Origin of the sequence: Mycolicibacterium aurum (assembly GCF_900637195.1) — a bacterium.
Taxonomy (GTDB): Bacteria; Actinomycetota; Actinomycetes; order Mycobacteriales; family Mycobacteriaceae; genus Mycobacterium; species Mycobacterium aurum.
This window is the reverse complement of record NZ_LR134356.1, coordinates 1,102,548-1,125,914: the sequence shown is the minus strand read 5'-3', so window position 1 is coordinate 1,125,914 and position 23,367 is coordinate 1,102,548. Positions and strand designations below refer to the sequence as shown.

24 protein-coding genes are annotated in these 23,367 nt (G+C 67.5%); 9 read left to right on the top strand and 15 right to left on the bottom strand.

The window, feature by feature from the left end:
* Window positions 1-12 precede the first annotated feature (12 nt).
* Window positions 13-318, bottom strand: coding sequence for a 30S ribosomal protein S10 (gene rpsJ / locus EL337_RS05390; RefSeq protein WP_003883485.1), 306 nt, complete (start codon window positions 316-318; stop codon window positions 13-15).
* A 360-nt stretch (window positions 319-678) separates the two neighbouring features.
* On the opposite strand from rpsJ, the gene EL337_RS05385 reads away from it, so the two are divergent.
* On the top strand, window positions 679-1,149 hold the full coding sequence (locus EL337_RS05385; RefSeq protein ID WP_048630038.1) for a hotdog fold domain-containing protein: 471 nt from the start codon (window positions 679-681) through the stop codon (window positions 1,147-1,149).
* On the opposite strand, the gene EL337_RS05380 is transcribed toward EL337_RS05385, so the two are convergent.
* A complete protein-coding gene (locus EL337_RS05380) occupies window positions 1,150-2,685 on the bottom strand; it encodes a carboxylesterase/lipase family protein (protein WP_048630815.1) in 1,536 nt (511 codons plus the stop codon). It lies immediately after the preceding gene.
* Window positions 2,686-2,854: 169 nt separating this feature from the next.
* Here EL337_RS05380 and EL337_RS05375 point away from each other — a divergent pair, with 169 nt between their 5' ends.
* Complete coding sequence (locus tag EL337_RS05375; protein ID WP_048630037.1) at window positions 2,855-4,117, top strand: cytochrome P450; 1,263 nt, start codon at window positions 2,855-2,857, stop codon at window positions 4,115-4,117.
* On the opposite strand, the gene EL337_RS05370 is transcribed toward EL337_RS05375, so the two are convergent.
* Window positions 4,083-4,703: a TetR/AcrR family transcriptional regulator gene (locus EL337_RS05370; RefSeq protein ID WP_048630036.1), complete on the bottom strand. Its 621-nt coding sequence runs from the start codon at window positions 4,701-4,703 to the stop codon at window positions 4,083-4,085. The two genes, EL337_RS05375 and EL337_RS05370, sit on opposite strands and share 35 nt — an antisense overlap.
* A gap of 92 nt (window positions 4,704-4,795) precedes the next feature.
* Between EL337_RS05370 and EL337_RS05365 the strand changes: the two genes are divergently transcribed.
* A complete protein-coding gene (locus EL337_RS05365) occupies window positions 4,796-6,367 on the top strand; it encodes an MFS transporter (protein WP_048630035.1) in 1,572 nt (523 codons plus the stop codon).
* A 2-nt stretch (window positions 6,368-6,369) separates the two neighbouring features.
* Window positions 6,370-7,029: an aspartate/glutamate racemase family protein gene (locus EL337_RS05360; protein WP_048630814.1), complete on the top strand. Its 660-nt coding sequence runs from the start codon at window positions 6,370-6,372 to the stop codon at window positions 7,027-7,029.
* Here EL337_RS05360 and mftG read toward each other — a convergent pair.
* The 7 genes from mftG to mftA form a co-directional block, all read right to left on the bottom strand.
* Window positions 6,947-8,431, bottom strand: coding sequence for a mycofactocin dehydrogenase MftG (gene mftG, locus EL337_RS05355; RefSeq protein ID WP_083442892.1), 1,485 nt, complete (start codon window positions 8,429-8,431; stop codon window positions 6,947-6,949). The two genes, EL337_RS05360 and mftG, sit on opposite strands and share 83 nt — an antisense overlap.
* A gap of 3 nt (window positions 8,432-8,434) precedes the next feature.
* On the bottom strand, window positions 8,435-9,847 hold the full coding sequence (gene mftF, locus EL337_RS05350; protein ID WP_048630034.1) for a mycofactocin biosynthesis glycosyltransferase MftF: 1,413 nt from the start codon (window positions 9,845-9,847) through the stop codon (window positions 8,435-8,437).
* Window positions 9,844-10,587 (bottom strand): mycofactocin biosynthesis peptidyl-dipeptidase MftE, encoded by a 744-nt coding sequence (gene mftE, locus EL337_RS05345; RefSeq protein WP_048630033.1) that lies wholly within the window; start codon window positions 10,585-10,587, stop codon window positions 9,844-9,846. The genes mftF and mftE overlap by 4 nt, the downstream gene beginning before the upstream one ends.
* A 134-nt stretch (window positions 10,588-10,721) precedes the next feature.
* Window positions 10,722-11,897, bottom strand: coding sequence for a pre-mycofactocin synthase MftD (mftD, locus tag EL337_RS05340; protein WP_048630032.1), 1,176 nt, complete (start codon window positions 11,895-11,897; stop codon window positions 10,722-10,724).
* A 2-nt stretch (window positions 11,898-11,899) separates the two neighbouring features.
* Window positions 11,900-13,090 carry a mycofactocin radical SAM maturase gene (gene mftC, locus EL337_RS05335; RefSeq protein ID WP_048630031.1) on the bottom strand — a complete coding sequence of 397 codons (1,191 nt, stop codon included), beginning with the start codon at window positions 13,088-13,090 and terminating at the stop codon, window positions 11,900-11,902.
* Window positions 13,087-13,377, bottom strand: coding sequence for a mycofactocin biosynthesis chaperone MftB (mftB, locus tag EL337_RS05330; RefSeq protein WP_048630030.1), 291 nt, complete (start codon window positions 13,375-13,377; stop codon window positions 13,087-13,089). The genes mftC and mftB overlap by 4 nt, the downstream gene beginning before the upstream one ends.
* 2 nt (window positions 13,378-13,379) lie before the next feature.
* The gene (gene mftA / locus EL337_RS05325; RefSeq protein ID WP_083442891.1) at window positions 13,380-13,472 is read right to left on the bottom strand and encodes a mycofactocin precursor MftA; all 93 of its coding nucleotides are present in this window, start codon (window positions 13,470-13,472) and stop codon (window positions 13,380-13,382) included.
* 104 nt (window positions 13,473-13,576) lie between these two features.
* Here mftA and mftR point away from each other — a divergent pair, with 104 nt between their 5' ends.
* Genes mftR through EL337_RS05310 form a run of 3 tightly spaced genes read left to right on the top strand, consistent with a single transcriptional unit; the run spans window position 13,577 to window position 16,009 of the window.
* On the top strand, window positions 13,577-14,182 hold the full coding sequence (gene mftR / locus EL337_RS05320; protein WP_048630028.1) for a mycofactocin system transcriptional regulator MftR: 606 nt from the start codon (window positions 13,577-13,579) through the stop codon (window positions 14,180-14,182).
* 25 nt (window positions 14,183-14,207) lie between these two features.
* Window positions 14,208-14,732: an RNA polymerase sigma factor gene (locus EL337_RS05315; RefSeq protein ID WP_048630027.1), complete on the top strand. Its 525-nt coding sequence runs from the start codon at window positions 14,208-14,210 to the stop codon at window positions 14,730-14,732.
* A complete protein-coding gene (locus EL337_RS05310; protein WP_048630026.1) occupies window positions 14,729-16,009 on the top strand; it encodes a VOC family protein in 1,281 nt (426 codons plus the stop codon). Before EL337_RS05315 ends, EL337_RS05310 begins: the two co-directional genes overlap by 4 nt.
* Here the strand turns inward: EL337_RS05310 and EL337_RS05305 are convergent.
* From EL337_RS05305 to EL337_RS05295, 3 genes are all read right to left on the bottom strand, one after another.
* Window positions 16,006-17,607, bottom strand: a complete 1,602-nt coding sequence (locus tag EL337_RS05305) for an HNH endonuclease signature motif containing protein (protein ID WP_048630025.1) — start codon at window positions 17,605-17,607, stop codon at window positions 16,006-16,008. The two genes, EL337_RS05310 and EL337_RS05305, sit on opposite strands and share 4 nt — an antisense overlap.
* A gap of 106 nt (window positions 17,608-17,713) precedes the next feature.
* On the bottom strand, window positions 17,714-18,907 hold the full coding sequence (locus tag EL337_RS05300) for an NAD(P)/FAD-dependent oxidoreductase (RefSeq protein ID WP_048630024.1): 1,194 nt from the start codon (window positions 18,905-18,907) through the stop codon (window positions 17,714-17,716).
* A 67-nt stretch (window positions 18,908-18,974) separates the two neighbouring features.
* Window positions 18,975-19,421 (bottom strand): Rv2324 family transcriptional regulator, encoded by a 447-nt coding sequence (locus EL337_RS05295; RefSeq protein ID WP_048630023.1) that lies wholly within the window; start codon window positions 19,419-19,421, stop codon window positions 18,975-18,977.
* A 120-nt stretch (window positions 19,422-19,541) separates the two neighbouring features.
* Between EL337_RS05295 and ddaH the strand changes: the two genes are divergently transcribed.
* Window positions 19,542-20,387 carry a dimethylargininase gene (ddaH, locus tag EL337_RS05290; protein WP_048630812.1) on the top strand — a complete coding sequence of 282 codons (846 nt, stop codon included), beginning with the start codon at window positions 19,542-19,544 and terminating at the stop codon, window positions 20,385-20,387.
* An 11-nt stretch (window positions 20,388-20,398) separates the two neighbouring features.
* Window positions 20,399-21,616, top strand: a complete 1,218-nt coding sequence (rocD, locus tag EL337_RS05285; protein WP_048630811.1) for an ornithine--oxo-acid transaminase — start codon at window positions 20,399-20,401, stop codon at window positions 21,614-21,616.
* Here the strand turns inward: rocD and EL337_RS05280 are convergent.
* Window positions 21,613-22,458, bottom strand: a complete 846-nt coding sequence (locus EL337_RS05280) for a mycofactocin-coupled SDR family oxidoreductase (RefSeq protein ID WP_048630022.1) — start codon at window positions 22,456-22,458, stop codon at window positions 21,613-21,615. The genes rocD and EL337_RS05280 overlap by 4 nt on opposite strands.
* A gap of 47 nt (window positions 22,459-22,505) precedes the next feature.
* Window positions 22,506-23,324 (bottom strand): SHOCT domain-containing protein, encoded by an 819-nt coding sequence (locus EL337_RS05275; protein WP_048630021.1) that lies wholly within the window; start codon window positions 23,322-23,324, stop codon window positions 22,506-22,508.
* Window positions 23,325-23,367 lie beyond the last annotated feature (43 nt).

The window sequence follows — 23,367 nt, the reverse complement described above, 5'->3', positions numbered from 1 at the left end:
TCTCTGGTTCTCCTACTGGATGTTGACGTCGACGCTGGCCGGCAGATCGATGCGCATGAGGGCGTCAACGGTCTTCGGCGTCGGGTCGAGGATGTCGATCAACCGCTTGTGGGTACGCATCTCGAAGTGCTCCCGCGAGTCCTTGTACTTGTGCGGGGACCGAATGACGCAGTACACGTTCTTCTCAGTCGGAAGCGGCACAGGGCCGACCACGCTGGCGCCCGTCCGGGTGACCGTCTCGACGATCTTGCGCGCAGAGGCATCGATGGCCTCATGGTCGTAGGCCTTGAGCCTGATGCGGATCTTTTGTCCCGCCACGCTTCTCCTACCTCACTACTAACGGGCTTTCCCCGGTGCCCATGGAAATCCCTGAAGACCATGGGCCTGGCTGTGCCGCCGCTGTTTACCTGTCTATGGTTCACCGACCCCCGCGGTCGGGTGTGTCGCCCGAACGCACGCTCATTCGCGGCGGATTTACGTCGCGATCGAGGTGGGGACCGGATGCGCCCCGTAAAGGACGCCGGTCGCATGCCCTGGCTGGCGGTTCCGTAACGGCACCAATCCGGCTCAAGGCAACCCGAACAGTATGCCTGACGAACCGGCGTGCTCCAAATCCCTGGTGAAGCCCTATCCGCCCATCGCGGGACCGCCAACTTACTACAGAGTAAGATACCCCGGATGTCGAGTTCACTGACCTATCGCACGTGGCAACGGCTCGATCGCATGCCCGCAGGCTCCCGGATGTTCTCCCTCGCCACCATGGCCCGGGTGCCCTACTTCGCGTCGATCCTGCCGCACGTCCGACACATGGAGCCCGGACTTGCCCAGGTGACGGTGCCGAAATGGTTCTTCGTGCACAACCACCTGCGCACGGTGCACGCGATCGCGTCGTGCAATGCGGCCGAAGCGGCGATGGGAATGCTCATGGAAGCGACGGTGCCCACGACGCACCGCTGGATTCCCAAGTCGATGACCGTGGCCTACCTCGCGAAGGCCACGACGTCACTGTGCGCGACGGCCCGGCTGGATGCACCGGACTTCAGCGCGATCACCGACGGCATCGAGGTCACCGTCCCGGTCAGCGTCGTCGACAACCACGGCACCGAGGTGGTGCACGCCGACATCACCTGCTGGGTGACGCGGGCCTGACTACTCCAGGCCGGCCCAGAACCCACACTGATGGGCCTGCCCGAAGTCGCCGATCACGCGGCTCCCGTCCGGCTGCAGCGACATCACCTCGCCGCCCGCCCCGAATGCGGGCCATTCCGGCGCACCGGCGACCTCGGGTGCGCCGGTCTTCACGAACGCCGCCCAGTAATCGATCATCTGCTCGCTCAACTTCTGCTGCGCGGCGTCCGGCGGCGACGCATCGCCGACGTCGAACAGATAGCGGAGCTCGAGGGAGTGGCTGGCCCCGACGGGGAAGGGGAGCGTCCGCAACGGCTCGGGTGCCGGCGCCTTCGGGTCGTTGAACTCGTAGAAGAAGACGTCGGCGTCGCGGTTCAGGGCCTGCGCCATCCGCTCGCCCTCGCAGGCGAACATGCCATCGGTGACGGTGGCGGCATAGGCCAGCGACACATTCGGGTAGCGGGTCAGCGGATACCGCTCCGCCACATCCGCGGCATCGTCGCCGAACGTGTCCGCGAGCAACCGGGGGTAGTCCTGGGCCGAGTATTCGGTGCCGCGCAAATACTGGAATGCGACAAACAGCGTCCACTCGTCATGCGTCGTCCCGATCATCACCGGAACCCGGGCCGCCGCACCGTCGGCGAAGGCGGTGACGGGGTCGGTGGGCAGCACCGCGGTGCCGGTCACCGGACCGCTGAGCCGGTCGTCACCGATGCCGTAAAACCAGACGGGGGTACGCAGGGCGCTCACCGGCAGCCCGCGCAGGCACGCGGCGGCGGTCGCCGGATCTGCGCACCCCACCCCCGCGGCGTACTCGATGCTCGTGGTCTGCGCCTGCGGCAGTGCGACCTGCGCCTGACACGGTCCGCTCTGGATGATGGCCGCGTCGAACAGTCCCTGCGATCCGGGCGCCACCAGGTGATCGCACACCGACATCGCACCCGCGGACTCCCCCGCGACCGTCACCTTGGTGGGGTCGCCGCCGAAATCGGCGATGTTGTCGCGAACCCAGTGCAGCGCCGCCTGCTGGTCGGCCAGTCCGTAGTTGCCGACCGCGCCCGGTGGCCCGAGCGCCGGGTGGGCCAGGAATCCCAGTGCCCCGAGCCGGTAGTTGACGGTGACGACGACGATGTCGCCGCGCGACGCGAGGCGGCGTGCGTCGTAGATGCCGCTGCTGCCCGCGACGAACGACCCGCCGTGGATCCAGACCATGACCGGCTTGGGTTCCTGCCGCACCCCGGACTGCGCGGCGGGCGTCCAGACGTTGAGGCTCAGGCAGTCCTCGTCTGTCTGCCTGCCCAGCTCGAGGTCACCCGCCAGATCCTGCATGCATCGGGGTCCGAACGCCGTCGCGTCGCGCACGCCGTCCCACGACGGCGCCGGTTGCGGGTTCTGCCAACGCAGCGGTCCGACAGGGGCTGCCGCGTAAGGGATTCCGGCGAACAGTCGGTGGTCGTCGGCGACCGCACCACGCACCTGCCCGGCCGCCGTCTGCACCAGCGCGGGATCCGGCGGCGGAGCCGATTCGCCGGTCCCCCGCGCACATGCCGCGCTCATCATCAGCGCGGCGAGGACGCACACGATACGGCCGAGAACCAGGGTGGGCGCCACGAGTTCCGAGCTTACGGCGCAGACAGGTCACACCCCTTTCGCGAAGTGGCGACCGTCACATAGAATTGACGCAGTTGACACGCGTCAATTTCTTCAGCCCCGATGAGGAGACCGCATGAGTGCTGCGCGCACAGACGTTGAGATGAACGACGCCGCGAAGGTACTGGCCGACCCGACGGCGTACGCCGACGATGCCCGGCTACACACGGCGCTTGCTCATCTACGGGCCGAACAACCCGTCGCGTGGGTGGACCAGAAGCCGTACCGGCCGTTCTGGGCGGTCACCAAGCATGCCGACATCATGGCGATCGAACGGGCCAACGACCTGTTCCTGTCCGCTCCCCGATCTCTGCTGGCCACCGCGCAGGCCGATGACTACATGAACGCCCAGCTCGAGGCCGGCGTAGGTCTGCGCACGCTGATCCACATGGACGACCCGCACCACCGCAAGGTGCGCGCCATCGGCGCCGACTGGTTCCGCCCGAAGGCCATGCGGGACCTCAAGGTCCGCGTGGACGAATTGGCCAAACGCTACGTCGACCGGATGCGCGACATCGGGCCTGAATGCGACTTCGTCACCGAGATCGCGGTCCAGTTCCCGCTGTACGTGATCATGTCGCTGCTCGGCCTGCCCGAGGAGGACTACGGGCGGATGCACTCGCTGACCCAGGAGATGTTCGGAGGTGACGACGACGAGTACAAGCGCGGCGTCAGCCCGGAGGAACAGATGGCGGTGCTGCTGGACTTCTTCGCCTACTTCTCGAAGCTGACGGCCTCGCGCCGGGAGACCCCGACCGAGGATCTCGCGTCGGCGATCGCCAACGGCCGTATCGACGGCGAGCCGATGTCGGACATCGACACCGCCTCCTACTACGTGATCGTCGCCAGCGCCGGGCACGACACCACCAAGGACGCCATCTCCGGCGGCCTGCACGCTCTCATCGAGAATCCCGGCGAACTGGCCCGACTGCGCGACAACCTCGACCTGATGCCCACCGCGGTCGAGGAGATGATCCGCTGGACCACCCCGGTCAAGGAGTTCATGCGCACCGCCGCCGAGGACACCGAAGTGCGCGGCGTACCGATCGCCAAGGGCGAGTCCGTGTACCTCGCCTACGTCTCAGGCAATCGCGACGAAGAGATCTTCGACGAGCCGTTCCGCTTCGACGTCGGGCGAGAACCCAACAAGCACTTGTCCTTTGGTTACGGCGTGCACTTCTGCCTGGGTGCGGCGCTGGCACGGATGGAGATGAACAGCTTCTTCACCGAACTGGTGCCGCGGCTGGAGTCGATCGAGCTCGCCGGCGAGGCAGAACTGGCAGCGACGACGTTCGTCGGCGGGCTCAAGCACCTGCCGGTTCGGTACTCGCTGCGCTGAGCGCCAGAAAGCCGTCGACGGCGGCGATCGCGACCGCCCGGTAGTCGAACTCGGTGAGCGTGCTGATGCGGCCGAATGCCAGCGGGCCGATCAGCAGCGCGAACGCCGTCGTGCGGTCCACCGCCGCCAGTTCGGTCGCTGCCTCGGGGCTGTCGAACAGTGTGTTGAAGGGCGCCGAATACTGCTCGGCGATGCGCTCCCGCAGAGACCGCACCCCCTCACTTCCCGCGGTGGGCAGCTGGGCGATGTCGGGCCCCAGGGACAGCCAGGCCATCGCGGTCAGGGTGGTGGGGGCCTCGGCGATCGAGTCGGCCCACTCGACGACGACCGCGATCAGCCGGTCCCGCAGGGTGCCGTGAGCGGGCGGCATCGGCGGTGGCGGGATCAGGCTCATGAATGCTGCGGCCACCAGGTCGTTGGCGCTGGGAAAGTGCCGGTAGAGGGTGGCCCGCGCGACGTTGGCCCGGCGGGTGACCGCATCGACGGTCACCGCGCTGGGTCCGCCCGTGCGCAGCAGCGCCGTCGCGGCGTCGAGCAGGCGGGCCCGCGACCGGGCCGGCCGGGGATCACCCGTTGCGGCGGTCATGCGTTTCCTTCACCTCCAGTCCGGGAACAAGACTGTCGGTCTCCCTACAAGACCGATAGTCTCGAAAATGAATCCCTGCAGAGAGAGACGACATGGTCGACACCCTTCCGCGCGATGATCAGGATATCGAGGGCGGCGCCGTCACTCTCCGCACGAAACGCGCGCGGGTCTGGCTGCTGATCGTCGCCAGCGTCGATGTCCTCTTGGTCATCGCATCGATGGTCGCGCTGAACGCCGCGCTCCCCGACATCGCGCAACAGACCTCGGCGACCCAGGCCCAGCTGACCTGGGTGGTGGACGGCTACACGCTCGCGCTGGCGTGCCTGCTACTTCCCGCGGGCGCGATCGGTGACCGCTACGGCCGCCGGGGCGCGCTGCTCGTCGGTCTGGCGATCTTCGGGCTCGCCTCGCTGGCGCCGGTATTCCTCGACAGCCCGACGCAGATCATCGTCGCGCGTGCCGTCGCGGGGGCCGGAGCGGCCTTCATCATGCCCGCCACGCTGTCGTTGCTGACCGCCGCGTTCCCGAAAGCGGAGCGCAACAAGGCCGTCGGCATCTGGGCCGGCGTGGCCGGCTCGGGGGCGATCTTCGGCTTCCTGGGCACCGGCGTCCTGCTGCAACACTTTTCGTGGCAGGCGATCTTCTACGCGTTCGCCGGCGGCGCGCTGCTGATGTTCATCCTCACCTGCACCATCGGTTCGTCACGCGACGACACGAAGACACCGATCGACTGGCTCGGCGCCGGACTGGTCGGCACGGCGATCGCCGTCTTCGTCCTCGGCATCGTCGAAGCGCCCGTGCGCGGCTGGACCGACCCTGCGGTGCTCGGTTGCCTGGGAGCGGGTCTGGCCCTCGCGGTGGCGTTCACGCTGTGGCAGCTGCGCCGCGCCCATCCCCTGCTCGACGTCCGGCTGTTCCGCCGACCGGATTTCACCACCGGCGCCGTCGGGATCACGTTCCTGTTCATGGCCAACTTCGGGTTCTTCTACGTCGAGATGCAATTCATGCAGCTGGTGATGGGCTACAGCGCGCTGGAGACCGCGTTCGCCCTGTCTCCGCTGGCACTGCCGGTCCTGGTGCTGAGCGCGACCATGCACCTTTACCTCCCCCGGGTGGGGCTGCGGACGGCGGTGACGGCCGGGTTGCTGCTGATCGCCGCGGGCCTGTTCGCCATGCGGTACCTGGACGCGGACTCGACGTTCATCGATCTCATGTGGCCACTGCTCATCGCCGCGTCCGGGATCGGATTGTGCACGGCGCCAACGACTTCGGCGATCATGAATGCGGTTCCCGACGAAAAGCAGGGCGTTGCCTCCGCGGTGAACGACGCCACGCGCGAGATCGGGGCCGCACTCGGCATCGCCGCCGCGGGGTCGATCCTGGCCGCCGTCTACCAGAATTCCCTTGCACCGAATCTGGGTGCGTTTCCCGAGCAGATCCGCGACGCGGCGACGGACTCGCTGGCCTACGCACTGTCGATGTCCGAGCAGATGGGTCCCGACGGTGCCCGGTTGACCGACCTGGCGCAGGCGGCGTTCCTGGACGCCACGGACCAGGCACTACTGGCGCTCTCGCTGGTACTGGTCGCCGGGGCGGTGTTCGTCGCCGTCTGGTCGCCGGGCCGCGACGGGCGGCAGTGGAGGTTTCTGCGCCGTAACCTGTGACCGTGCATCTGCTGCTCGTCAACCCCAACAGCACCGCATCGATGACGGCCGCGATCGCCGCCGGCGCGTCCGCTGTGGCCCGTCCCGGCACAGTCGTCGAGGCACTCAACCCCCTCGACGGCCCGCCGAGCATCGAGAATGACGACGACGAACGGCGCAGCGTGCCAGGGCTTCTGGAGGTCGTCGCGAAGGCGCAACGTCGACCGGCCGACCAGCGTCCCGACGCCTACGTGGTGGCCTGCTTCGGCGACCCCGGCCTCGAGGAGGCGCGAGCGCTCGTCGACGCCCCGGTGCTGGGTATCGCGCAGGCGGCGATGCACGCCGCGGCGCTGGCCGCAGGCAGCTTCTCGGTGGTGACGTCGATGTCGACGACGATCGAGCGCGCCTGGCAACTGGCCAAGCTCTACACGCCGAACCAGTGCCGTGGCGTGTACGCCTGCGACATCCCGGTGCTGCAGATCGACTCCGATCCGGGCACCATCGAGCCGATCGGCGAGCTGTGCCGCCGGGCGTTGAACGACGACGGCAGCCGCGCCATCGTGCTCGGCTGCGCGGCGATGGCGCCGTTCGCGACTCCGCTCACCCGCCTGCTGGGGGTTCCGGTGATCGATGGGGTGGCGGCGGCGACGGTGCTGGCCGAGGCGCTGCAGACGCTGAGCTGATGAACTCGGCGGCGCGGTGGCCCGCCATGACGATCGTGGCGTGCGGCCCGCGGCTCGGGATCTGGGGCAGTATCGACCCGTCGACCACCCACAGGTCCCGCACCCCCATCACGCGGCACTGAGCATCCACCACCGCGCCCATCCTGGCGGTACCGCACAGATGCTGCGACGTCGACCACGAGGCTTCGGAATACGCTGTGGCACCGGCAATGTCGCGCGCCAATTGGGTTCCCGAGCGCAACCGCTCGACGTCTGAGGGGGCACTGTCGTACCGGTACTCGATGACCGGAGCCACGCCGATGTCCGGCGACACGATGCTGACCCGTCCACGCGAAGTGGGCCGCATCAACGTCACACCGAGGTGCGGCTGGTCGGTGGGATCATCACGCCGGCCGGACATCATCGCGCCGAAGCCGGCGGTGTACGGCCGGATCTCCAGTCCGTCATCGGTGGTCAGTATCGCCTCCAGCGGTGGGACGCCGTGCGTCGGAGGCCAGCTCATCGGCAGCACCCACTCCGGGTGGTCGACGCTGCCGACGCCGACGGGCAGATCGATCATGGTGGCCACCCCCGCGGCCCGCAGTACCTGCGTCGGCCCGATACCCGAGCACATCAGCAGCTGGGCCGACGCGATGGCCCCGGCGCACAGCACCACCCGGCCCGCGGTCAGGGTCGCCGCGTGTCCGGCCGGGCCCGCGACGTCGACGCCGGTCGCGCGGCCGCCCGCGAACCGGATCCGCTCGACCGTGGTGTCGGTCAGAACGGTCAGATTGGCGCGGCCCAGTGCGGGCTCCAGGAACGCGCCGCCGGGACCAACGCGGGTGCCGCCGTGGATGTTCAGCGGCACGGCACCCACCCCGGGCGGTAGCGGCCGCTGCGGCGTCGCACCGTTGAGGTCGTCGATCCAGCCGAACCCCGCCGCGCGCGCGGCTTCCACGAATGCTGCTGTGCAGCCGTCGAATTGGGAGACGCGTCGCACGCTGATCGGCCCGGCACGGCCGTGCAGCGGGCCGTCGAAGTCGAGGTCGGTCTCGATGGCGGTGTAGTGCGGCAGCACGTCGTCCCATGCCCAGCCGTCGATTCCCCACCCGTCGACGTCCGACGGCAACGCCCGGCAGAAGTATCCGCCGTTGACCGCACCCGACCCCCCGACCACGGCACCCCGCATGATCTGGGCGTGGCGCCTGGGCTCGTCGGTCAGCGTGGTCGGATAGCGGCGGACCACCGAGCTGGCGGCGCCGATCGGCAGCCGCAGCCCGTCGGTGATCTGGGTGCCCACCCGGGCGTCGGTCGGCCCCGGACCGGATTCCACCACCGTGACCCGGCACCGGTCGTCCGCGGAAAGCCGTTCTGCCAGCACCGATCCTGCACTGCCCGCGCCGACGATCAGGACATCGGTCACATGTCAGGTCCGGATCTGCGGCTTGAGTGCACCGGCATGCCGCTCGCGGAACACGCCGGTCCAGAGTCCGAGACCGTAGGCGATGTCGTCGAGGCGCTTGAGCAGGACGTAGGTGAGCAGCCCCACCCGCTTAGTGTCTTCGTCGGCGTTGCCGTTGCGACTGGCCCAGTCGAACACCCCGTCCAGCACCGCGGCCACCACCACCACCCGGCGACACCGCCGGGACGCCACCGCGGCGACCAGCGCGATGGGCCAGTAGTGCCGACAGATCGCCGACGCGAGTTGCAGCGCCGCCGACCACAGGCCGTGCGCGGCTACGACGGCGACTTCCATCGGTTCGGTCTGCACGCTGGACAACGACTTCGCGATCCGGCGTCCGGTGATCGCCGCGACCGCCACCGATGCCAGGTAACCGATGCCGGAGCCCAGTGCCACCAGCATCCAGACCACCAGGGTCCAGCCCGAGATGACCAGCGGCGCCGTCTTCCCGGGATGCCGGATGGTGAGCGGGGCCGCCGACCCCCCGTAGAAGGACTTGCGGGCGAACCACTTTCGCAGCTCGGTGCGGTGATCGTGGGCAACCAGGGCGATCGGCTCGTAGCGCAGCCGGGCGCCTGCTTCGTTCAGGCGCCAGCACAGGTCGACGTCCTCACCTGAGACCAGGGACTCGTCGAAGCCGCCGACGTCGATCAGTGCGCTGCGCCGGCAGATGATCGCGGCGCTGGGCACGTAGGACACCGTCCCGAACGGCACCACAGGGGCCTCCCGCAGCCCCAGGTCCAACGAGGACCGCACCGCCTCGTAGCGGGCCACCACGCTGTCGGACTGGTGCAGCGCGACGATTCGCGGCGCCACCAGCGCCACCGCCGGGTCGCAGAAGTGCCCGAGCAGTGCTTCGAGCCAGCCCTTGCGAGGCACCACGTCGGAGTCCAGGAACGCGACCAGGTCGGTGGTGCACAGCGCCAGGCCGGCGTTGCGCGCAGCCGCGGGACCCTTGCTCCTCGGATTGCGCAGCACCCGGATATCGCAGTGCACCGACGCGAAGTCCGATTCTGTCACCGCCGTCTCCGAACCGTCGTCGACGATGACCACCTTCAGTCCGCGCAGCGCGGACACCAGCCGTGTCAACCCAGTCAGGTTGTCCCGCACCGGGACAACGACGGTCACATCGCGGTGCGACGGGCCGCTCAGCGGTCGGGGATGGGCGACGGTGGCATCGAGCAACGTGCGCGCGAGCTGGGCGCTGACGGCGTCGTGCACCTCGAGCCTGCCGCCGGTGAGCATGGTCTGCGCGGCGGGAGCCAACCGCAGCAGTCGTGTGGGCGATCCACCGAGCAGTGCCGCACCCTCGCCGAGCACCCGCACCCGCCGGTCCACCTGGACGGCGAAACCGTCGGGAAGCCGCGGCCCGCTCATATCAACATCCCCTCCCGATCAGGCGCCCACCGAGACACGCGCAGCACGCACGCGTCCACCATTTCGGCAAAGATTCTCCTACCCTCCTCCGCCGTCGCGGTCGTGGGGTCGCCCAGCACCCCCAGCGAACTCACCGCGGCAACCCCGCCCCGAAGCATCTCAGGCATCAGCTGCGACAGAGGTGCCCCATTTCCCGGTAGCCAATCATCCTGCCTCACCAGGTCCGGCGAAATATGTAGCAATACAGATGTTTCGGTGTGCCCGGCATGCGCATCTGCGTTGCTGGCGGTGCACGGGCACCAGGCCGCGTCCCGTCCCTCGTAGCGCAACAGCGCGACGGCTTTGCGCAGTGCGGCCACGTTGCCCCCGTGGCCGTTGACGAAGACCAGCCTGCCGGCCCACTGGCAGGCGGATCGGGCGAATTCGACCAGCAGTTCCGCCAGTACCGCTGTGCCAATCGAGACGGTCCCGGCAAAGCCTTCGTGTTCCCCGCTGGCGCCGTAGCCGATGGCAGGTGCAGTCAGCCAGCGGGAGTCCTCCCGGGCCCGCAGCCGCGTGACGAGCGCATCCGCCACGGCCGACGCGATACGGGTGTCGGTGTCCAGGGGCAGGTGGGGTCCGTGCTGCTCGGTGGAACCAACCGGGACGACCAGCGCGGGCGACTCGTTGTGCAGTTGCCTCGACGTTGAGTTCCCGAGCTCACGGGGGAAGACCACGCGACGATGGTAGGCCGAATTCACCTGGCGTGCGCCAATTGTTGGCGCATGCGTGGCAATTGATTTCCCGGGACCGGCTCCGGCCGCCGGGCGCAGATTCACGCCAGCCCCCCGCGCCACGCCAGCACCACGGGGACCGACCGTCCGGCGGGGGCTGTTCAGACTCCCAGCGTGCGGGTGAATCCGTCCGGGATCACGATGTCCTCGCGCGTCAGCTCGTGGATCGACGATTTGCCGAGGCCCATCAGAGCCGAGTCGACGCCGCTGCGCATGATGTCGAGCACGTTCTCCACACCGGCCTGGCCGTTGGCTGCCAGGCCCCACAGATACGCGCGTCCGATCATCACCGCGCGGGCGCCAAGAGCAACCGCCTTCACGACGTCGCTGCCGCGCCGGATCCCGCCGTCCAGCAAAACTTCGACCTCATGGCCGACGGCATCGGCGATGGCGGGCAGGCAACGGATCGCGGCCGGGGTGCCGTCCAGGTTGTTGCCACCGTGGTTGGAGACCGTGAGCGCCGAAACGCCCGCATCCACAGCACGTTTGGCGTCATCCACGCGGACCATGCCCTTGAGCAGGAACGGCCCGCCCCACTGCTCGCGCAGCCAGGCGACGTCTTCCCAGGTGGGAGGCGGTGTCCCCATCCACTGGCCGTAGGCCTCGAAGAACGTGGGGCCGGCCTCGCCGCGCCGGCCCTGGTTGGGTACCCGCAGGTCCGGCGGGCGCAGCGTCTTGGCGAAGCTGTAGAACCAGCGCGGCTTGGTGATCACCTCGGGCGACATCTTGAGGATGGTCTTGAGGTCCATCCGCTCGGGGATCTTGGGGCTGCCCCAGTCGCGGCCGTGCGAGAAGCTCCAGTCGGTGGTCAGGATCAGACCCTTGGCTCCGGCAGCCCTGGCCCGCTCCATGCGGGCCAGGATCTCGTCGCGGCTGCCCAGCCAGTAGATCTGGAAGAAGACCTTGTCGTTGACTGCCGTGACGTCTTCCATGGGCTTGCTCGCGAACGAGGACAGTCCCATCGCGGTGCCACGGGCTGCGGCAGCCCTGGCCACGGCGACCTCGCCGTCGGGGTCGACGGCCTGCACACCGGTCGGCGAGATGATGACGGGCAGCGAAATATCCTGTCCCATCACTGTTGTCGCCAGGTCACGCTTCTCGGTGGCTCCGATGACGTGGGGTGCGAAGCCGAGTTCGGCGAAGGATTCGACGTTGTCGGAGACCGAGATGCCCTTTTCGCTCGCCGAGATCAGCGACGAGTAGGCGGATTTGGGGAGCCGCTTTTTCGCCCGCTGCTGGGCGATGGCAACGGTTTCGAACCAGGTATCACGAGCCATGATCAGACAGGACTTTCGTTGCAGAACTTCTTCGGGGGTGCGCTCAGCAGGGTGAGCGGAATGGGGCCCTTCGGCGTGTTGCGGCCGCCGGCGCGGGAATGGTCAACGCTGGATTTGGGCTTGTCGCGCTCACGGGCCAGCGCCGGTTCGCCGTAACCCTCGACGCACTCGGGGTCGGGGCCGTCCATCGGCAGGCCGGTGAAGAACTTGGCGGCCATGCAGCCACCCCGGCATGCGTCGTAGTGATTGCAGCCGCCGCACGCGCCCGCGGACTGCGGCTCACGCAGCTCGCGGAACAGCTCGGAGTTCTGCCAGACGTCTTGAAAACCATTGCTGGTCAAGATGTTCCCGGCAAGGAACTTGTCGTGGATCGCGAAGGGGCACGCGTACACGTCGCCGATCGGGTCGATCAGGCAGACCACGCGACCGGCGCCGCACAGGTTCAGCCCGGCCAGCGCGCCGGGCGCGCCGAGACCGGACAGGTGGAAGAAGGAGTCGCCGGTGAGCACGTTGTCGCCGCGGGCAACCAGCCAGTCATAGAGCTGGACCTGCTGGGCGGGGGTGGGGTGCAGTTCGTCCCACACGTCGGCGCCGCGGCCCGAGGGACGCAGGCGGGTGATGCGCAGCGTGGCGCCGTAGGTATCGGCGAGCGCCTTGAAATCGTCCAGTTGATCGATGTTGTGGCGGGTCACCACCACCGAGATCTTGGCGTCTTTGAAGCCCGCCTCTTTGAGGTTCTCCAGCGCGCGGATGGCCATCGCGAACGAGCCGGGGCCGCGGACCGCGTCGTTGACCTCGGCCGTGGCGCCGTCGAGGGAGATCTGCACGTCGACGTAGTCACTGGCCGCCAGTTTCGCGGCCACCTCCTGGTTGATGCGGACGCCGTTGGTGGAGAACTTGACGCCGACGTGGTGCTCGGTCGCGTAGTCGACGAGCTCCCAGAAGTCGCTGCGGACCGTCGGCTCGCCGCCGCCGATGTTGACGTAGAACACCTGCATGCGTTCGAGCTCGTCGATGATGTCCTTGCACTGCTGCGTGGACAGCTCCCGCGGGTCCCGCTTGCCCGACGAGGACAGGCAGTGCACGCAGGACAGGTTGCAGGCGTAGGTCAGTTCCCACGTCAGGCAGATGGGCGCGTCCAGCCCACGCTCGAACTGGTCGACGAGGCGGGGCACCGGGGCTGCCAGTGTCATGAGTTCTCTCCTGTGTCGGCGATGAGCATCTGCGACTGGACGAGGACGCCCAACGCGTGGAGGTAGGGCGCCTGGTCGCTGTCGTCGATTCCTGCAGCGCGGCAGGCGGATCGAGCGTCGGGGTGATCGGATAGCGCGTTGATCACCTCGACGATCGTCCGGTTCTTCAGGAACGACAGCTTGCGGGTGCCGAAGTGGTAGAGCAGTGCGCCGAACGGTTCCGGGCGGACAGCAACCTGCGGATGCAACCGCCAGCGCTGGTCGGCTTCAAAGGTCGGCGCGGTCATGCTCAGTAGACCCCGCACATCCCGTCGATCGAGACTTCCTCGACCAGGCTCTCGGTCACCAGTTCTTCGGCCTGTGCGTTCTGATTCGGCTCCATTGATCTCGCCTTTCCGCTGACTGGACCCCGGGTAGGGTCTCGACATTTGTGACGTAGGTCGCTAACAATATGGCATCGAGTGCCTAAACGGAAGGGGGGATTTGATGAGTGCCCCCAGGGCGCGCGTGGGCCGTCGCCGCTCGACCAGCTGGGAACACATCAGCGACGTCGCGATCGACCTGTTCATGGCCCGCGGGTTCGATGAGGTCAGCGCCGACGATGTCGCCGCAGCGGCCGGCATCGCGCGCCGGACACTGTTCCGCTACTACCCGTCCAAGAGCGCGCTGCCGTGGGGGAACTTCGACGCCCACCTCGACCTGATGCGACGGCTGCTGGCGGGCCTGGACCCCGCCGTGCCCGTCCGCGACGCGTTGCGGACCGCGCTGCTGGCCTTCAACGATTTCGACGACACCGACAGGCACCGCCAGCGCATGCGACTTATCTTGGAAACGGAAGCGCTGCAGGCATATTCGATGACGATGTATGCCGGCTGGCGGGGGGTGGTGGCGGCGTTCGTGGCAGATCGATTGCAGGTGGACGAAAGCGACCTGAGACCGCAGACCGTGGCCTGGACCATGCTGGCCGTATCGCTGGCCGCCTACGAGCACTGGCTGGCCGACGAATCGGTGTCGCTGCCCGCCGCGCTCAGTGATGCGTTCGACATGCTGGCCCCTGGGTTGGCCGACATCGAAATCGGGGTGTCGGAGTAAGGCTCCCGGAGGCGACGATAAGGGTGTGAGTGCCGAACCGGAGGGTCAGCACGCTCCGCGGGACCTGCTCGCGCTGTACGACGAAGCCCTGCCCGTCGTCTACGGGTATTTCGTCAGGCGCTGCGGTGACCGCGGGACGGCCGAGGACCTCACGTCGGAAACGTTTCTGGCGGCGATGGACGCTGCCAGGAAGCCGATGCCACCGCCGCTGACGGTGCCGTGGCTGATCGGGGTGGCCCGGCACAAACTCGCCGACCACTACCGCAGGCGCCACGACCGGTTCTCGGTACCGGTGGCCGAACCACCCGAGCCGGTCGAGCCGGACGACACGTGGGACGCCGAGCTGGACCGCATCGTCGCCGAGCAGGTGTTGTCCCGCCTGTCGGCGCAGCATCGCGTGGTACTCGCGCTGCGCTACATGGACGACTGCACGGTGGGCGAATGCGCCGAGCTGATCGGGCGCACGGTCCACGCGACGGAGGCGCTGCTGGTGCGAGCACGACGCGCATTCCGTGCGCAGTACCCGCGACCGGAGGGAGGAAGGCCATGAAGGACCGCGAACCACTCGACGTGCTCCGCGACGGCGACCTCCCGATCGCGCCGGATCCCACTTTCGCCACCGGGCTACGGGCCAGGCTGGAATCCGCCGCGAATCTCTTTGAACAGCAACCCGATCGAACGCGAGGAGTGATCATGAGCGGCACCGACACCGCCCTCTCAGAACTGACCCGGCCGGCCTCCCCTCCCCGGCCCGCCGCGATCCCCTACCTCGCCGTCGCCGACGCCCGGGCCGCCATCAGCTGGTACACGGACGCCTTCGGCGCCATGCTGGTCGGCGATCCGGTGGAGATGGACGACGGCCGCATCGGCCACGCCGAGCTGACCCTGTCGGGCGGCGTGCTGTACCTCGCCGACGAGTACCCCGAGATCGGGCTGAAAGCGCCGTCTCCGCACTCGGTCTCGGTGAGCTTGATGCTTCCCGTGGTCAACACGGACGAGACACTCGCGCGGGCCAGGGACCTCGGCGCCCAGATTCAGCGGGAGGCATACGAGGACTACGGCGCGCGCAACGCCGCGCTCGTCGACCCGTTCGGGCACAGGTGGATGCTCACCGGGCCGGCGACCGGGGCCCCCGTCCCGATCCAGCACGGCGACGTCGGGTACGTCGCGGTGTGGACTCCAGACGCGGAGCGCGCGGCGAGGTTCTACGGTCATGTACTCGGGTGGACCTGGGACCCGTCGACGCACATGGTGACGAACACGGGACAGCGCATCGGGATCTTCTCGGTCCCCGACCGGCACACCCTGTTCTGCTGCTACGCGGTGGCTGATCTGGCAGGGGCTCGCGACAGCATCATTGGAGGCGGCGGAAGCGTGGAAGAGGTCGCGCACGTCGACTTCGGCGCGTTGCTCGGTGCCACGGATCCGCAGGGCTCCGAGTTCGCGGTCTATGAGCCGTCGCCCGGCCAGCCGAGGCCGGAACTCAACGGCGGCGGCCCCGGCGAACTCTCCTACATCACCTACGAGGTACCAGATTCGGCGGCCTTCAAGGCTTTCTACAGTCGGGTGCTGTTCTGGACCTACGAGCCTGGGCGCGTCGACGACGGATGGCAGATCGTGCAGACCCACCCGATGGCGGGCGCCGCGGGCGGAAGTGCGGCACCGGTGACAGTCCCGATGTGGACGGTCGACGACGTCGACGCCGCGGTGTCTCGGGTCCGCGCGGCCGGCGGCACCGTCCTCGAGGAACCGTCGCAGCAGTCCTACGGGCGGTCAGCGCTGTGCACTGACGATCAGGGCACCCGGTTCTACCTCGGGGCGTTCTAGAACGGCGGCGGGTCGTTTCCGTAGTCGGGTGGGGGTTCGGCGCCCGGGTTGGCGGGTCGCTTCTCAACCTCGCGCTGGATCGCGTTGGCTTCGCGTTCGGCCGTGATGCGCGCGGCGTTCTCGGCGGCGCGGGTGCGTCGCCGTTTCGGCATTTTGACGAGGCGGTCCGGATCCGGCGGCGGCGCAGCCATCGGCGGCAACTCGGCGGTAGTCACGTTCCAACTCGGGAAGAACAACCGGCTGCCCGGCATCGTCGTATACGACCTGCCGGTCGGGTCTGTCCAGATCACCGTGCCATCGGGCAGCTGCTGATCACGCCAGCCTTCCCAGAAGGTCTTACCGACATGATGGGTTCGGCATTTGCAGTTCATATTCGACGCGTGAGTAGGCCCATACGGATACGGCACCACATGGTCGATATCGCAACGCTCAGCGGGCACGTCACAACCCGGAAAACGACAGAACACATCTCGCGCCCGGATGAAGGCGGCCAGCTTCGCCGACGGCCGGTAATGCGGTTCAGGATCGGGGCCCGGCAGCCATAACCGCTTGATCGCCGCCCCATCCCTGATCGCCTCAGCCAACGCCACGATCGGCAAGACGTGCGCCCCGGGCAGCAGCGCCACCCCCGAATCCCTCAGGCATGCAGGCATTTCCCTGCCGGCATTCTCAGTACCGGGGACCGCCGGCTCCTGTTCGACCTCAGCAGACTCGTCGTTGGAGGTTATCGCGCTGGTGGAACGTTCTGCGGTCTTTGCGGCTTGCTCGCGGTCCTGGACGGCGATCAACTCCTGGGCAGCCTCAACAGCGGCGGGATCAGCGAGCACCGAGATCACCACATGCGATTTCGCCGGGCCTGTGGCAGTGCAACCGGGCGATCCGCACCGACACGCCAGGTGTTCATTGCCGTGCGCGATCGCCCCCATCGCTGCTGAACGCCGCTCCCCCGCACTACGTGGATCGTTGTCACACAAAGCCTTGACCATCGCCACGACCCGCGCCTTCAAGACGGCAGCATCGCCAGCGAGTAACTTGCCCCAGATCGCGGCGAGTTCGTTCGGATCGTCGTGGGCACCGATATGCAGATCCCGAGTCGCGATCACTTCTTGCGCCCGTCGCACTGCGTCCGGGTCATACCGATCGATCACCGCCTCGATCGACCGCACCAGCTTCTCGTCCGAGAGCGGACCCCACGTCACAGCTCGGTCGGCGAGCGCAGCATCCACCATTGCCACTACGTCGTCGGCGACCAACTGTGTGCGCCACGTGATCTCCGAGATCAACCGCGGACTCAGCCGGCCCTGGCACAACAACGCCGCGATCTTCGGCAGCCGGCCACGCAACGCCACCGCGATCCGCATCTGTCCCGACGCGCGTTTCTGGCTGACGGTCAGCGCAGCCCCCACCAGCGCGGAGGCGTTCTTCCACGGGTCGTAGGCCCAATCGCCCCGCTCATCGTCTTCATCCACCGTCGAGTAGACCAACTCCGCGATCGCGGCCAGCTTGCGCGCTCCCGCCGCCGCTTCCTCCTGGGAAGCCTGCTCGATCGCAGCGAGCAGCCCGGCCTCGTCCAGGCCCGCGTACGCCGTATCGAACATACTTTCGATTATCGCGCAGTTACCCGGTGCCGGCGAGCCTCCACATCTGAACCTGTGGATGAAATCGGATCTGGGGATAACGGCTGAATTGCCTTCAGCGGCAATGTCAGCCGAGAAGATCGGAGATCGGCGCTCCCGCAGCGATCTTGGACCGCACCTTCATCACCTTGCCCGGGAAGCCGCCGCCCACGACCCCGACGACCACACCGTCGCGCTCGTAGTACGCCAGGAACTTGCGGCCGTCGTCCTCGACGACGTGCACGGTGTCGGTGGCTTCCGGCTCACCCAGCGCCTGGATCTTCACGTCGTACTGGTCACTCCAGAAATACGGGACCGACACGGCAGCCGGCGGCTCCGCGCCCAGCATCGACGGCACGAGCACTCGGGCCTGGTCGGCCACGTTGCTCCAATGCTCCACGCGCACTTGACCTCCGACGGTGTCCCGCCAGGACGCCACGTCGCCGATGGCCCACACGTGCGGCGCGCTCGTCCGGCCTGCCTCGTCGCACACCACGCCGTTGTCGATCTCAAGGCCGCTGCCATCGAGCCATTCGGTCGCCGGATGCGAGCCGATCCCGACGACGACGATGTCGGCGTCGAGTTGCGTTCCGTCACCGAGGGTCACCTTCCGGACCCGGTCGTCGCCGCTGACATCGGAAACACCGACACCGCAACGCACGTCGACGCCCTCGGCGCGGTGCAGACGGGCCACCAGGTCCCCGATCTGCCGGCCCAGGACCGAAGCCAGTGGCGCAGGCTGCGGCTCCACGAGTACGACGTCGACGCCCATCTTGCGCAGGCTTGCAGCCACCTCGCAGCCGATGAAACCGGCGCCGATGACCACGGCGCGGCCCGCGGAGCCGGCTTCCTGCCGCAGCTTCAGGCTTTCGTCGAAATTGCGCAGCACATGAATGCCGGGCAGCTCGGGGAAAGACCGAATTCGCTTGGGCACCAGACCGGTGGCGATGACGAGCTCGTCGTATCCGACGGTCGAGCCGTCGGTCAGCGTCAAGGTCTGGGACTCGGTATCGACCGACTTCGCGCCGTTACCCAACAGCATCGTGATGTTGTTCTCGGCGTAGAACTCGGCGGGCTTGAGCGTGACGTCGTCGGTCTCGGCGCGCAGGACCTCCTTCGACAGGGGAGGCCGGTCGTACGGCAGGTGATCCTCGTCGCTGACGATGGTGATCGCGCCGGGGTACTCCGAGCGGCGCAGCTGCTCCGCGGTGCGCGCCGCGGCCAGCCCGCCGCCGACGATGACAACGCCGCGTGAACTGCCCGAAACGTCTGATGTGGTCACTTGGGTTTTTTACACGATGCTGCCGGTTCGTTGTGCCCCACCCCACAGCAAGGTGCTCAGCACCGAGTCAGCCCGGACTGCGCTCGATCAGGTTCGACAGCACCACGATGCTCTCGCTGCGCTCGATGTCCGCACTCGCGCGGATCCGTTCCAGGGCTTCCTCCAGATGCCGCATGTCACGTGCCAGCACATGCAACATCGCGTCCGCGGTACCGGTGACCGTCGCCGCGCTGACGACCTCCGGGATGTCCCTCCACGCCGCCCGCAACTCGGCGGGGGCGATGGTGCCGTGACAGAACACCTGCACGTAGGCCTCCGTCATCCAGCCGAGCGCATTGCGGTCGATCACGGTGGTGAACCCCTTGATGACACCGGTTTCCTGAAGCCGGTCCACCCGTCTCTTCACCGCGGGCGCCGACAGGTTCACCCGCTGCCCGATGTCGGCGAAAGTGGCCCTCGCATTGTCGGCAAGCTCGGACAAAATCCGCTCATCGGTCTCGTCGAGACGGTCCATCGGGGCTCCTACGCAACAAATAGATGGATTCAGGACTATCGAACAATAGATCCATACTAGACACGCAGCTTTCGTCGATTGATTGCGTAAACGTCGATCCATATCGTTGTTTCCATGACGATGGACATCGCCGACACTGCTCCAGTCACCGACGTCGCCACAGCACGTACCGCCCGCCCACGCCGGTTCGTGATGACCCCGCCCGAGTTCTTCGCCGTCGAGTACGTCATCAACCCGTGGATGGACACCTCATCGCCCGTCGACGCCGCTCGCGCACTGTCGCAGTGGGAGACGCTGCGCCAGACCTATCTCGGACTGGGCCACACCGTCGAACTGGTCGAACCCATCGCCGGGCTGCCCGACATGGTCTATGCCGCCAACGGCGGCACGGTGATCAACGGCGCCGCCGTCGTCGCCCGATTCGCCCACGCCGAGCGCGCCGGCGAAGCCATCGCCTATGCGCAATGGATGACCCGTCACGGCTACGAGCCCGTCGAGACCCGGCATGTGAACGAAGGCCAGGGCGACTTCCTCGCCGTCGGCCACACCATCCTGGCCGGCCACGGTTTCCGCACCGACCGCCGCGCGCACGACGAGCTGGCCGGCCACGTCGGGATGCAGACCGTCAGCCTCGAGCTCGCCGACCCTCGCTTCTACCATCTCGACACCGCGCTGGCCGTCCTCGACGACGCCACGATCGCGTACTACCCGCCGGCATTCGCGGACCACTCCCGCACCACCTTGCAGCAGATGTTCCCCGACGCCATCGAGGTGAGCACTGCCGATGCCTACGTGCTCGGCCTCAACGTCGTCTCCGACGGACTCAACGTGGTGCTGCCCTCTGCCGCGGCCGGATTCGCCGACCAGTTGCGGTGCGCCGGTTTCCGGCCGGTCGGCGTGGATCTCTCCGAGCTGCTCAAAGGCGGCGGCTCGGTGAAATGCTGCACACTGGAGGTACATCCGTGACGGTGGAGGCCATGACAAGGACGGACGCGACGAAGACGGACGCGACGATCGAACTGGACAGCCGCCGCGTCGCGCACAATTACTCTCCCCTACCCGTCGTCGCCGCCAGTGCCGACGGTGTGTGGATCACCGACGTCGAAGGCCGCCGCTACCTGGACTGCCTCGCCGCGTATTCGGCGGTCAACTTCGGCCACCGCAACCCTGAGGTCACCGCCACCGCGCATGCACAGCTCGACGCCGTGACACTGGTCAGCCGCGCCTTCCACTCCGATCGCCTGGCCCCGTTCTGTGACGCCCTCGCCGAGCTGTGCGGCAAGGACATGGTGCTGCCGATGAACAGCGGGGCCGAAGCCGTCGAGAGCGGCATCAAGGTGGCCCGCAAGTGGGGTGCCGACGTCAAGGGCGTGACAGACCCGAATATCGTGGTGGCACAAAACAACTTTCACGGTCGCACCACCACGATCATCAGCTTCTCCGACGACGAGACCGCCCGCCGCGGTTTCGGTCCCTACACGCCGGGATTCCGGTCGGTGCCGTTCGGGGACGCCGACGCTCTCGCGGGCGCCATCGATGCGAACACCGTCGCGGTGCTGCTCGAACCCATCCAGGGCGAGGCCGGCATCATCGTGCCGCCCGACGAGTATCTGCCGCGGGTGCGGGCACTGTGCACCGAGCGTGACGTCCTGATGATCGCCGACGAGATCCAGTCCGGACTGGCGCGCACCGGCCGCACCTTCGCGTGCGACCACTGGGGCGTCGTCCCCGACATGTATCTGTTGGGGAAGGCGCTCGGCGGTGGCGTGGTACCGCTGTCGGCAGTGGTGGCCGATCGCCACATCCTCGATGTCCTGCATCCCGGCGAGCACGGGTCGACATTCGGCGGCAACCCGTTGGCGGCAGCCATCGGAACGACCGTGGTGGGCATGCTGTCTCGTGGCGAATTCCAGCGGCGCTCAACCGAACTCGGCGCACACCTGCACGCCCGGCTAAGGGCGTTGACGGGACGTGGCGTCATCGCGGTGCGCGGCAAGGGCCTGTGGGCGGGCGTCGACATCGACCCCGTGCACGGCACCGGCAAGCAGGTCAGCCTGCGCCTGGCAGAACGTGGTGTCCTGGTCAAGGACACCCACGGCTCGACGCTGCGGTTCGCACCCCCGCTGGTGATCACCGCCGACGAGATCGATTGGGCAGTCGACCGATTCGCCGACGTCCTGGCCGAGGCGCGTTAGTACTTCGCCGTGCCCCGGTCGACGGCGATCTGCGATCCGGAGATGGTCGCCGATCCGTCACCGGCCAGCCAGGCCACCACGTCGGAGACCTCTTCGGGCGTCATGAACTCCTGCAGGCCCGGCTTTCCGTCGTGCGCAACGGGTTTGTACGGCATCGGGGAGAAGCTGTGCAGGAAGGCCGGATACTTCGAGAAGATCTTCATCATCGCGTCGGCCTCCACCATCGGGGTGTCGATCGAGTACGGGTGGATCGAGTTGACCCGGATCCCGAACTCCCCCGCCTCGATGGCCAGCGCGTTCGTCAGCGCCACCAGGCCGTGCTTGGACGCCGCGTAGTGGGCATTGCCGGGCGTGGCCTTGGTGCCTGCCGACGAGCTGACGATGATGATGGAGCCGCCGTTGCCGGCCTCGATCATTGCCGGGACCGCCGCGCGGATAGTCCGCCATGTGCCGTTGAGGTTGACGTCGATGACGGTGTCCCACTGCTCCTCGGACATCTCCCAGATGCGCCCCCAGCTCAGCACACCCGCGTTCGCCACCACGATGTCCAGACGGCCGAACTGCTCGATGGTGTCGGCCACGAGCTGCTGCTGCGCTTCCAGGTCGCGGATGTCGACTTCGCGTGAAAGAACCTTGCGGCCGGTGGCTTCCACCAACCGCACCGTCTCGGCCAGGTCGTCAGGGGTGGGCATCGGGTAGGTGACCGACGCGGACACCGGCTTACACACGTCGATGGCGACGATATCGGCGCCTTCGTTCGCCAGACGTACCGCGTGTGCGCGGCCCTGACCACGCGCGGCACCGGTGATCAGCGCGACGCGACCTTCCAAACCTGCTGTCATCGCATCAGGCTAACAGCAGAACTAGAACGCGTTCTAGAGTCCGGCGATCAGAGCTCTGCGATGATTTGCGTGCGCTTGGCGGTGTACTCGGCGTCGGTGATGGATCCCGTGGCGCGCAAGGTGTCGAGCTGCTGAAGCCGTTGCGCAATGGTCGGTTCGGGGGGTGGTGCCGCGTCAAACGCCGCGGTGGGCGGCGGGGCTTGCTGCGCGGCCGCGTGCTGGACGATGGCCTGCACCTGCTGGCGCGCGGCGGGGTGGGAACGAAGGTCGATCATGTTGTCCACGCTGATGCCGTTGGACTTGAGCACCTGCAGAATCTCCATCAGCGGCTCGGCTTGGCCCGTCAGATCGTAGGTGCGGTTGTCTTCCGCGACGCTGAACGTCGCAGGCATCAGTCCACTGACCAAAGCGCTTCGCTCCCAATCGATCTGATACTCGTTGCTCACCGGGTCCACCAGCGCGACAAGTTTGCGGCTGGTGATCATCGGCAGCCGGCTCACCGAGGCGACCACCTGGTCCTGCGTCGAGAACGGTGTGATCCCCGGTCCGGACACCTGCAGATCGATCTTGACCAGCGGCTGGTCGTTGATCCTGGTGTTCGTCTCGTGGATGCCGACAACCTGGGCCAGCGCAAGGACCCCTGAAGCTTCAAGCGCTTGGGTCTTTGCAGCCTTCTTGGCGCTGAAACTCGTGATGCCCAGCGCGATCAGAACGTCGCCGGCCGTGATGAGCAGACCGGTCCAGAACATCCACGACAACATCGGATCGGCACCGGTCATGAAGTAGATGACCAGGAAGATCGGTCCGACGATGCCACACAACAGCACGAACAGCTGAATGCGCACATACCGCCAGAATGTCGACATGCACAGATTATTACCGAGAACGCGACTCGCGCCCGGGCGTTGA